The organism is Deinococcus budaensis (assembly GCF_014201885.1).
Lineage (GTDB): Bacteria > Deinococcota > Deinococci > Deinococcales > Deinococcaceae > Deinococcus > Deinococcus budaensis.
Window position 1 is genome coordinate 85,525 of record NZ_JACHFN010000014.1, and the last position, 10,522, is coordinate 96,046.

The 10,522-nt window shown below is 65.8% G+C and carries 12 protein-coding genes; 10 read left to right on the forward strand and 2 right to left on the reverse strand.

Annotated elements, in window-relative coordinates; all coding sequences use genetic code 11:
* Positions 1 to 145: 145 nt before the first annotated feature.
* From HNQ09_RS15450 to HNQ09_RS15465, 4 genes are all read left to right on the forward strand, one after another.
* A complete protein-coding gene (locus HNQ09_RS15450) occupies positions 146 to 1,003 on the forward strand; it encodes a c-type cytochrome (RefSeq protein ID WP_343057858.1) in 858 nt (285 codons plus the stop codon).
* A gap of 77 nt (positions 1,004 to 1,080) precedes the next feature.
* Entirely contained in the window at positions 1,081 to 1,746 is a 666-nt protein-coding gene (locus HNQ09_RS15455; protein ID WP_184031151.1) for a Rieske 2Fe-2S domain-containing protein, read from the forward strand.
* On the forward strand, positions 1,743 to 3,059 hold the full coding sequence (locus tag HNQ09_RS15460) for a cytochrome b (RefSeq protein WP_184031153.1): 1,317 nt from the start codon (positions 1,743 to 1,745) through the stop codon (positions 3,057 to 3,059). Before HNQ09_RS15455 ends, HNQ09_RS15460 begins: the two co-directional genes overlap by 4 nt.
* A 77-nt stretch (positions 3,060 to 3,136) precedes the next feature.
* Positions 3,137 to 3,337, forward strand: a complete 201-nt coding sequence (locus tag HNQ09_RS15465) for a hypothetical protein (protein ID WP_184031155.1) — start codon at positions 3,137 to 3,139, stop codon at positions 3,335 to 3,337.
* An 81-nt stretch (positions 3,338 to 3,418) separates the two neighbouring features.
* On the opposite strand, the gene HNQ09_RS15470 is transcribed toward HNQ09_RS15465, so the two are convergent.
* Positions 3,419 to 3,667, reverse strand: a complete 249-nt coding sequence (locus HNQ09_RS15470) for a DdrH (protein ID WP_184031157.1) — start codon at positions 3,665 to 3,667, stop codon at positions 3,419 to 3,421.
* Between the two features lie 128 nt (positions 3,668 to 3,795).
* Here HNQ09_RS15470 and HNQ09_RS15475 point away from each other — a divergent pair, with 128 nt between their 5' ends.
* The 6 genes from HNQ09_RS15475 (at position 3,796) to HNQ09_RS15500 (ending at position 9,576) form a co-directional block, all read left to right on the forward strand.
* Positions 3,796 to 4,218 carry a HesB/IscA family protein gene (locus tag HNQ09_RS15475; protein WP_184031159.1) on the forward strand — a complete coding sequence of 141 codons (423 nt, stop codon included), beginning with the start codon at positions 3,796 to 3,798 and terminating at the stop codon, positions 4,216 to 4,218.
* 229 nt (positions 4,219 to 4,447) lie between these two features.
* Entirely contained in the window at positions 4,448 to 6,208 is a 1,761-nt protein-coding gene (locus HNQ09_RS15480) for a peptide ABC transporter substrate-binding protein (RefSeq protein ID WP_184031169.1), read from the forward strand.
* A 183-nt stretch (positions 6,209 to 6,391) separates the two neighbouring features.
* Positions 6,392 to 7,387 carry an ABC transporter permease gene (locus tag HNQ09_RS15485; protein WP_184031171.1) on the forward strand — a complete coding sequence of 332 codons (996 nt, stop codon included), beginning with the start codon at positions 6,392 to 6,394 and terminating at the stop codon, positions 7,385 to 7,387.
* Between the two features lie 7 nt (positions 7,388 to 7,394).
* Positions 7,395 to 8,327 carry an ABC transporter permease gene (locus HNQ09_RS15490; RefSeq protein ID WP_184031173.1) on the forward strand — a complete coding sequence of 311 codons (933 nt, stop codon included), beginning with the start codon at positions 7,395 to 7,397 and terminating at the stop codon, positions 8,325 to 8,327.
* An 88-nt stretch (positions 8,328 to 8,415) separates the two neighbouring features.
* Positions 8,416 to 8,916 carry a crossover junction endodeoxyribonuclease RuvC gene (gene ruvC / locus HNQ09_RS15495; protein ID WP_184031175.1) on the forward strand — a complete coding sequence of 167 codons (501 nt, stop codon included), beginning with the start codon at positions 8,416 to 8,418 and terminating at the stop codon, positions 8,914 to 8,916.
* 9 nt (positions 8,917 to 8,925) lie between these two features.
* Positions 8,926 to 9,576 carry a PrsW family glutamic-type intramembrane protease gene (locus HNQ09_RS15500; RefSeq protein ID WP_184031177.1) on the forward strand — a complete coding sequence of 217 codons (651 nt, stop codon included), beginning with the start codon at positions 8,926 to 8,928 and terminating at the stop codon, positions 9,574 to 9,576.
* Positions 9,577 to 9,592: 16 nt separating this feature from the next.
* On the opposite strand, the gene moaD is transcribed toward HNQ09_RS15500, so the two are convergent.
* Entirely contained in the window at positions 9,593 to 10,267 is a 675-nt protein-coding gene (gene moaD, locus HNQ09_RS15505) for a molybdopterin converting factor subunit 1 (RefSeq protein WP_184031179.1), read from the reverse strand.
* Positions 10,268 to 10,522: the final 255 nt, after the last annotated feature.

Here is a 10,522-nt window from a genome sequence, read left to right on the forward strand (position 1 = left end):
TTCGCCGTATGGCACGGCAGGAGAGGCAGATGGTGCGTGCTATGCTGGCCGCCATCCGGCTGCCTTGAGCAAGGCGAGAGGCGGGCAGAGAGAGGCACGTAGGCGCAAACTGGAGCAGGCCCCCTGAAGCGCGAGGAGAAGGAACGTGGAGAGAAACGACGCTGTTATGCCCTGGGTCGCCATCGTCAGTGCGGCCATCATGTGGATCATCCTGCTGTTCCTGTTCAACAAGGAGACAGCGCCCGAACCCGTCGTCGTGGACCCGGCAGTGGTCGCCACCATCAACCAGACGTGGCCGACCACCGGCAAGGCGGTCTTCACCTCGGCCGGCTGCGCGGGTTGCCACGGCGCGGAAGGTCAGGGCGGCGCGGGTCCGGTGCTGGCGGGCAACGAGCGCATCGTGGACGACCCGGTGTACGTGCACACCATCATCGTCAATGGCAAAGGCACCATGCCTGGTTTCGGGGAGCAGCTCAAGGAAGAAGAAATCTACGCGGTGGCGAACTACGTCCTGCACTCCTGGGGCAACGACATCGAGGAGCCGCTGACGCCCGCCACGGTGGCCGAGGGCCAGACCAAGATCGACCCAGCGGTCCTGAAAAACCGCAGCCGCTTCGTGCCCGAGGACATCAAGCTGCCCGAGATCTTCCTGGCGTCTTTCATCATGGTGCTGCTGACCTACGGCCTGATCGGCCTGTACAGCGTCTGGACCGAGGGCCAGGAGCTGCACCCCGGCATCCACAAGGTGCGCTCGACCCCGCTGGCGATGCTGGGCATGGTGGCGACCCTGGGCCTGGCCCTGCTGTTCAGCGTGCTGTTCGTGCGCCAGATGGTCATCGACTACGCCGCCTGGGCCAACCAGGAGATGCCCAACGTGGCGATGGAAGGCTTCTACGCCGCGATGATTCTGCTCATGCTGGCGCTGGCGACCGGCCTTTACAAGAAGTTCTTCATGGACGGCGAGGTGCTGGTCGAGGACGCCAGCGGCGAGTTCCCCTGGTAAGGCGCGTGGGCTGCGCGCCAGGACCGGCTTCCCCCCAAAACCCCCCACCCTGAACCCCTGATACGGAGGGCTGAGACATGACCCGCTTCAAGAGAAACGATCCCGAGATCACCCGCCGCAAGTTCATCAACGTGGCGATGGGCACCACCGCTGCGGTGGGCGGCGTGAGCCTGCTGAGCACCCTGGGCGCCGCCAACCCGGTCTTCCGTCTGACGCCCGACAAGATGCCCCCCCTCAAGGGCGACCTGCTGGTCCACGCCGAGGGCAGCAAGGAAGGCCGTCCGGTCCGGCTGGAGGACCTCAGCATCCAGCTGGTCCGCGCCTGGCCGATGGGCAAGAACGAAAACGGCGAGGACGTGATCCGCAAGGGCGACCCCAACAACATCCTCGCGCTGTACCGCTTTCCGCAGGGACAGCTGGTGGCGCCGACCAATCTGGAGGCCACCATCAACGGGCAGGTCGTCGCGTACAGCGATGTCTGCACGCACGCGGGCTGCTCGGTGTCCGACAGCGACGTGAACGCCGGAGAGATGCGCTGCCCCTGCCACTCCGGCCAGTACGATCCCAAACGCGGCGCGGTCGTCACCGGCGGTCCGCCTCCCCGTCCGCTCGCGCAGCTGCCCATCACGCAGCAGGGTGAGAATCTGGTGGTGTCCGGCTTCTTTCTGACCTACCCTTACCCCTTCACGAGTAAGGAAGAGTGGGAAAGCCATATTCAGGAAGTGGAGGAACAGCTCGCATGAACCAGTGGCTTGATGAGCGTCTGCACATTTCGCGCCTGAACGACAAGTTCCTGCGCAAGGCCTTCCCCGTCCACCACTCCTTTTTCCTGGGGGAGATCACCCTTTTTAGCCTGATCATCCTGATTCTGACGGGCATCCTGCTCGCGCTCTCCTACGAGCCGAGCAACAGCCTGGTCGTGAACTCCTTCGACCCCGGCACCGCTGACGCGCCGAACCTGATTCCGGCGGCCTACCACTCGGCGCTGAAGATCAACGCGCAACCCTTCGGCGACATGCTGCGCCGCATCCACCACTGGACGGCCAACATCATGGTCGCGGCGTCCGTGATCCACATGATGCGCGTGTACTTCACCGGGGCCTTCAAGAAGCCGCGCGAGATCAACTGGTGGATCGGCATGCTGCTGCTGATCTTTGCGGCGCTGACCGCCGTGACCGGCTACGTGCTGCCCTACGACAACTACGCCTACCAGACCCTCAAGGTGATCTACTCCATCGCCGCCTCGATTCCCTGGGTGGGCGAGTGGGTCGCGCAGGCCGCCTTTGCGGGCAAGTTCCCCGGCGACGGCGTGATTCCGCGCGTGTACGGTTACCACATCATGCTGCTGCCTGGCATCCTGCTCGGCCTGACCGCCGCGCACATGCTGATCATGATCAAGCAGAAGCACACCCAGCCGCAGTACGCCAAGCGCATCGCCTACAAGAAGATCGTCGGCGTGCCGCTGATGACCCAGCAGACCCCCATCATGCTGATGCTGACGCTGCTGTTCGCCGGCATCGTCGTGCTGTTCAGCGCCTTTATTCCGGTTCACCCGGTCGAGTACTTCGGTCCGCCCAGCACCACCCCCATCGAGAACATCAAGCCCGACTGGTACCTGCTGTGGGTCTTCGGCGCCCTGGCGATCATTCCCGGCGACCTGGGGTTCAGCCTGCTGGGTGGGGACATCAACTCGGAATTCCTCGGGGCCATCGTGCTGCCGACCCTGATTCTGGGCCTGATGTTCGCCGTGCCCATGCTCGACCGCAGCCGGGAGAACCTGTACTACGCCGAGAACCCCACCAACCACCCGGTGCGGCTCGGCCTGGGCGTGGGGTTCATGATGCTGCTGATCGTGTGGTCGGTGGCCGGGTACAAGCCCGAGCTGATCAGCGCCGGTATCCTCAGCAACACCAACGCCAACACGGTGCTGTGGATCGCGACCTTCCTGCTTCCGGCGCTGTCCTTTTTCGCGGTGCAGGGCATCGTACGCGGCATCCGCTCGCTGCGTGAGGCCGACGCGCGCGACCGCGCGACCTTCCAGGCTGCCGACGACTGAAGCCCCGCCTCAGCTGTTCGCACCGCCCCGGTTACCGTGTCCGGGGCGGTTTGCTGTGCTGCCGCTATGCTGGCAGGGTGGACGACAATGCGCTGGCCCGTTACCTCGCCCGGCAAGCCCAGGCGCTCGGCCTCGACCTCCGGACCCTGGACTGCGCCGGCCCCGAGGCGCTGAGGGCCTTCGCTGAAGCTAGCTTGCAGGAGCTGAGCGCCCGTGGCCTGCTGAGCGGCGAGGAGGCGGTGGGCTGCTGGAGCGCTCCCCGGTTCAGCGGGCATTAGGGCCAAGACGTTACAGAAATGGGGGAGAGGAACACAGGTTTCCTCTCCCCCGGAAGGGTACGCGCGGCCGAGGCGCCCGGTTCAGGCCTGGACGCGGGCAGGGCGCGGCGCGGCCACCGCCGCTTCACCCTGGCGGGCACCCGCCGCGTACCCGACCTGGGCACCGAACTGCCAGGCCAGCTTGATCATGAACTGAATGGCTTCCTCGTCACGGCTCTGAACCAGGGCGTGCAGGTGTTCGGGCAGACCGTCGGGAAGCGGCATGGCCTTGAGCTGCTCGCCGTACTCCGCGCGGAGCTGCTCGAACCACTCGGCGTAGGGGTTCGTCATGTCCTCAAGCTTAACATGGTCACGCTCAAGGAATGTAAGCGTTCACGGCAGGAGTGGGCCTGCTGGTGGCCCGCGAACTTTGCTGGGCGGGCACCATTTTCTTTTTCCAATGGTGTTACGCTTCACCCATGACGGCGACCTCTTTCCCCGACGCGGGCCACCCGGTGCCCGGCCAGGAGATCAGCATCAGCGAATTCGGCGCCCAGCGGGCTTTGGCGATCCTGGCCCAGAGCGGCAAGGACAACGCGGGCGTGCGGGTGTTTATCAAAAGTGGCGGGTGCAGCGGCTACCAGTACGGCATGGCGATTGACGACCGCGAGCTGGAGGGCGACACCATCGTGGTGGACCGGGGCGTCAAGCTGCTTGTCGACCGCATGAGCCTGCCCCTGCTGCGCGGCAGCGAGGTGGACTTCGTCGAGAACATGATGGGCGGCGGGTTCACGGTCCACAACCCCAACGCCACCAGCAACTGCGGCTGCGGCCACTCCTTCCGCACCGACGGCGCCCAGTCGCCTGACGGTGAGGGCAGCGGCGGCTGCGGCAGCCACTGAACCTGGCTCCCCGCAACTCCGGCGCCCCACCCCTCCATCTGCACTCCCCGGTCCTCAAGGCCGGGGGATTTCTTTTTGCTGCTCACTTCTGCCCGCTGGACGCGCCCAGCAACTTGCGGCCCACCGGCCTCAGGCGGCGCGAAGGTGCGCTTGACAGCCTTTAGGCATCGCCTATACTGCGCTCACGTTTCAATCCAGGGCGCCCTCGCCCAGCTGTACCGGAGGATTCATGAAGAAAACCCTGGTTCTATCGGCATTGCTTCTCGGGATGGCGCTGGCCGGTCCGGCCAACAACAGCCTGGTGGTGGGGACCTCGCAGGAGCCGCCCAATATCTACGATCCCTGGAACACCAACAACCTCGCGGTGACCAGCGAGATCAACGGCTACATGGGCGCTGCCCTGATCGCCCCGGATGACGACGGCGACCTGTACGCGGACATCGCCACGGCGGTGCCCACCCTCGCCAACGGCGGGTACAAGGTCGTGAAGAACGCGGCGGGCGATGTGGTCCGCAACAGCATGACCTACAGCATCCGCAAGGACGCGAAGTGGAGCGACGGCACGCCCATCAAGGTGGCCGACTTCCAGTTCTGGCTGAAGGTCGTGAACGACGACCGCGTGCCGGTGCCCGAGCGCACCCCCTGGAACCGCGCCAAGATCACGGCGGTGGACGGCGACACCTTCACGGTCACCTACGAGCCGCCCTACCTCTTTGCCGACCAGACTGGCCCCGGCCTGGCGCCCTCGCACATCATGAGCGCCTCCTGGAACGCCTTTGACAACGCGACCAAGAACCAAAAGGACGCCAAGGTTGTCAACGAGGAGTGGAAGAAGTTCATCTCCGCGTTCACCACCGCCCGCAACCTGCCCAAGGTCGTGGCGGGTCCCTTCCGGCCCACTAGCTGGCGCTCCGGCAACAGCCTGACCATGACCCGCAACCCCAACTACTGGCGCAAGCCCAAAGGGGACCTGAACAACTACGTTCAGACGGTCACGTACCGTTTTATTCCGAACACCAACACCCTCAAGGTGAACGTGCTGTCCGGCCAGCTCGACGCGATCAGTGCGGTCAGCCTGACGTTCGATCAGGCGATCGACCTTCAGCGCAGCGAGCGCGGCAAGTTCAAGACCTACTTCGTGCCGGGCGCCATCTGGGAGCACATCGACGTGAACGCGCGCGGCACCAAGGCCAAAGAACTCGACCTGGACGATCCCCGCATGCGCCAGGCGCTGCTGCTGAGCATCGACCGTGACGCGCTCACCAAGGCGCTGTTTCAGGGCAAGCAGGCCGTGTCCAACAGCTGGGTCAACCCCATCAGCAAGCTCTACAAGAAAAATGTCCGCGACTACAACCAGAACGTCGCGCAGGCCCGGCAGCTGTTCACCCAGCTGGGCTGGACGCCCGGCAGCGACGGGATCCTCCAGAAAAACGGGCGCAAGCTCGCCCTGAACTTCAGCACCACCGCCGGGAACTCCACCCGCGAGCGCGTGCAGCAGATTCTGCAAGACCAGTGGAAGAAAGTCGGCGTGCAGGTCACGATCCAGAACTACCCCGCCAGCGTCTTTTTCGGCCCCGACATGCTCAGCAAGGGCCAGGAAGGCAAGTGGGACCTGGCGATGTACGCCTGGACCGGCAACCCGATTTTCGAGGAAGGCAACCTCTTCAAGGCCGAGAGTATTCCCACCGCCGCCAACGGCTACGCCGGGCAGAACTACTCAGGCTGGAACGACGCCGAGTTCAACCGGCTGCACAAGCAGGCGCAGACCGAGTTCAGCCTCCCCGAGCGCATCAAGCTGTTTGACCGGATGCAGACCATCTGGTCGAGCGAACTGCCCGCGCTGCCGCTGTACTACCGCGTGAACCCCTACACCAAGGTGACGGGCCTGAACAACTACACCTTCAGCGCCTACACCCTGTATCCCAGCTGGAACGCCTACCAGATCGGCTGGGCCAGCCGGGGAGCCGCCGAGGTCAACAAGCAGAAATAAGCATCAAGGGCGCGGGCCGCCAGGGTGCTCGGCCCGGTGGGGGGAAGCCAGCGCGCTTCCTCCCACTGCGTTTGAGCACGCTGTGGCGGGGCGGCAGATTCGGCCGCAGGACCTGGCGGCGCGGCTTTACCGGGCCGGGCGGGTCCCGCGCCGCTAGGTTCAGCCCGCGAGAGGAGTTCAGCCATGGGAACCTACATCCTGAAACGCATCTTGCAGATGATTCCGCTGCTGCTGCTGATCAGCCTGGTGATCTACGGGCTGACGGCGCTGCAACCCGGCGACCCGGTCGATCAGCTCACCTTCGGCAACACCAACATCACTCCCGAGGACATCGCCCGGCTCAAGGCCGCTTACGGCCTCGACCAGCCCTGGTATACCCGCTACCTGTTCTGGCTGGGCCAGGCGGTGCGGGGCGACCTGGGCTACTCGCAGGACTTCAATATTCCCGCCACCGAGTTCGTGTTTCAGCAGCGGATGCCCAACACGCTGCTGCTCACCGTACCGGCCCTGGTGCTCAGCACCCTGATCGCGGTGCCGCTGGGTATCTTCTCGGCAATCCGGCAGTACTCGCTGCCCGACTACCTCCTGACGTTTCTGAGCTTCCTGGCCTTCAGCGCGCCGGTCTTCTGGGTCGGGGCGATGGCGCTGTACCTCTTTGCGATCTTCTTGCCCAACGTCACGGGGGGCGCGGTGTCGCTGCCGCCCGGCGGCCTGGGGGGCGACGTGCCCGCCGACGCGGGCTGGTGGGCCGTGGCGCTCGACAAGCTCAAATACCTGATTCTGCCGCTCTCGATCCTGATGCTGCGCGAGATCGCCGTGACCACCCGCTTTATGCGCGCCAGCATGCTGGAGGTCATGAACCAGGACTTCATCCGCACCGCCCGCGCCAAGGGGCTGCCCGCGCGCCGGGTGCTGTACAAGCACGCCCTGCGCAACGCGCTGGTGCCCATCCTGACCATCATGGGCCTGTCGATTCCAGGTCTCTTCGGCGGCGCGGTGATCACCGAGACCGTCTTTTCCTGGCCGGGCATGGGCAAGGCGATTCTCGACGCGCTGGTCAGCAAGGACTTCAACGTCGTGATGGTCTCCTTGATGCTGCTCTCCATCCTGACGGTCGTGTTCCAGCTGCTGACCGATCTCGCCTACGCGGCCGTCGATCCGCGCATCCGGTACTCCTGAGGCCCCCATGACCACCGTCCCCGCCGCTTCCACCCCGCCGCTCCAGAGCCGCTCGACCTTGCAGATCTCTCTGCGGCGCCTGCTCAAGCACAAGGCCGCGATGCTCAGCCTCGCCGTGATCCTGCTGCTGATCCTGATGGCGATATTCGCCCCGTTCCTGGCGCCCTACGATCCCAACACGCAGGATCTGGGGGGCATCTACGCCCCGCCCGGCCCGCAGCACCTGCTGGGTCAGGACGAGCTGGGGCGCGACCTGCTCTCGCGCATCATCTACGGCAGCCGAGTGAGCCTGCTGGTGGGCTTCTCGGTTGCCCTCATCAGCATCCTGATCGGCACCCTGATGGGCCTGCTGGCCGGGTTCTTCGGCGGCCGCACCGACACCCTGATCAGCCGCTTTATCGAGTTCATGCTCAGCCTGCCGGGGCTGCCGCTTCAGCTGGTGATCAGCGGCCTCTTTGCCAGCAGCGACGCGCCTTTTATCACCACGCTGCGCCAGACCCTGGGGGCCACCGCCAGCGTCGTCATTATCGTCACGATCTTTTCGGTGTTCGGCTGGATGGGCACGGCCCGTCTGGTGCGCGGCGAGGTCCTGCGGATGAAGAACCTGGAGTACGTGGACGCCGCCCGCGCGCTGGGAGCCAGCAACAACCGCATCATGTGGCGCCACCTGCTGCCCAACCTGTTCGCCATCGTGATCGTGCAGGCCACCCTGGATGTCGGCAGCGCGATTCTGGGAGAAGCGGCGCTCTCGTTCCTGGGCTTCGGCATCCAGCCGCCCGTCTCCACCTGGGGCAACATGCTCAGCAACGCGCAGGAAGTCGTGCTGCAATACCCCTGGATTCCGCTGTACCCCGGCCTGGCGATCTTGCTGACAGTCCTGGCCTTCAACTTCCTGGGGGACGGCCTGCGCGACGCCTTTGACCCCAAGAGTCGGCTGTAGTCACGGCGGCCACCCGCACTGAGCCGCGCGTGGCGAGGGAGAGGATCTTCCGCCCCCCGCCGGTTCCGGTCTGCCCTATCCTGCGGGCATGATCGTGCTTGGGGTGGACCCTGGACTGGCGAATCTGGGGCTGGGGCTGGTGGAGGGCGACGTGCGCCGGGCGCGTCACCTGCACCACGTCTGCCTGACCACCGAGAGTGCCTGGCTGATGCCCCGCCGCTTGCAATACCTGCACGAGGAGGTCACGCGCCTGCTCGCCGCCTACCAGCCAGACGCGGTCGCCATCGAAGACCAGATTCTGCGCCGCCAGGCCGACGTGGCCTTCAAGGTGGGCCAGGCCTTCGGGGTCGTGCAGCTTGCCTGCGCGCAGGCTGGGGTCCCAATTCATGCCTACGGTCCCATGCAGGTCAAGCGCACCCTGGTGGGCACCGGCCGGGCCGACAAGGAGCAGGTCATCTACATGGTCAAGGCGTCGCTGGGCATCCGCGAGCTGTTCAACAACCACGCCGCCGACGCCCTCGCGCTGGCCCTGACCCATCTGGCGCATCAGCCGATGCAAGCGGCCGCCGCCCGGCTCGCCCGGCGCTAGGTCCCGGGCGTGGCCCTCGCGCTGCCGCTGCTGCTGTCGGCCGGGCTGACCTTCGCGTGGCTGTGGTTCTTCGTGCGGCGGGACCGCCACCCCGAACCGCCCCGGCTGCTGGCGCGCACCTTCGGCTGGGGCATGGTCGCCTGGGCCGTCTCGGCGGCGTTCGGCGGCAGCTTCGGCACGCTGAGTTTTCCGCTGCTGGTGGTGTTGCTGGCGGCGGTGATCGAGGAAACCAGCAAGTTCCTGGCCGCCAGCACCGCGACCACCGAGCAGGCCTTTGACGAACCGATGGACGGCCTGGTGTACGCGGTCACGGCGGCGCTGGGCTTCGCCTTTCTCGAAAACGTCACCTACACCCTGGGCTTCGGAGCGCCCGCGGTCACCTGGCACGCGCTGCTGACCACCCTGGCCCACGCCCTCTTTAGTGCGCCGCAGGGGTACGCCCTGGGCGGGCGGCATCTGCGCGGAGGGCGCTGGTGGCGCTCACGGGGCCTGCTGCTGAGCATCACCCTGCATTTTGTCTTCAACGGTCTGCTTACCGGGAACGCGGGCTGGCCGCAACTGCTCGCGCTGGGCGTGACTGTGGCCTTGATGGCGCTGCTGGCGGGCCGCTACTACCGTCACTTCGAGACCCATGCCCGCGAAAACCTCCACAAGCCCTGACCACCAGGGATCCTGACTAGAGGGTCGGGTGCCCGCTCTGGCCGTCGACCCAGTGGGTGCCCGAGTCGTCGGCTTCATGCTTCCAGACCGGGAGCTGAACCTTAAGCTGCTCGATCAGAAAGTCGCAGGCTTCCAGCGCGGCCCGGCGGTGCGGACTGGCGACGCCGATCAGGATGCTCGCTTCAGCAGGCCGCAGGCGGCCCACCCGGTGCTGAATCAAGACGCGCAACTCGCCATGCCGCCCGCGGGCCTCGGCAGCGGCTTCCCGCATGACCTTCTGTGCCATGGGCGCGAACGCCTCGTAATCGATAAAGTCCACCACCCGGCCCTGGTTGGGAGAGCGGACGGTGCCCACGAAGTAAGCCTGAGCGCCGTATTCCGGCCGGACCAGAAACGCGTCCGCGTCGGCAAGCAGCAGTGGCGAAGCGGTCACCTCGCAGTGGGTGGAATCGTCGGCCCCTCCCGCCACCGGCGGCAAAAAGGCCACCTCGTCTCCGGGATGCAGCGGCTGCTCGGGCCGCGCGTAGGTCTCGTTCACAGCCACCATACAGCCGCGCAGGCTCAGGCCGTATCTCTCCTCAACCTGGGCCGCCAGGTCCCGAACCGTGGACCCGTCGGTCAGCTCGACGGTCGCCATCTCCAATCCGGATTCACGCTTCAGGCGCGCGAAAAAGACCACTTGGACCTGCATAGCACGAGCCTAACACGGCCCTCCCACCGCCGCCTCAGGGCTTGGCCAGGGCCGGGGGGTTGACAGCCTGATTGGAGGCCTGTATCTTTTCTGAGCCTCAAGCGAGGCGAGCAGCATGACAAGCGAAGGACGTGCGAGAAACGAGCGCATAGATCACGGTGGCTGTCCCCCTTCGGGGGTCAGCGCCGAGTGAACAAACTGCTGCTCCCCAGCGAGCAGCAGTGGAACGGTCAAGATAACAAGGGTCCACGGTGG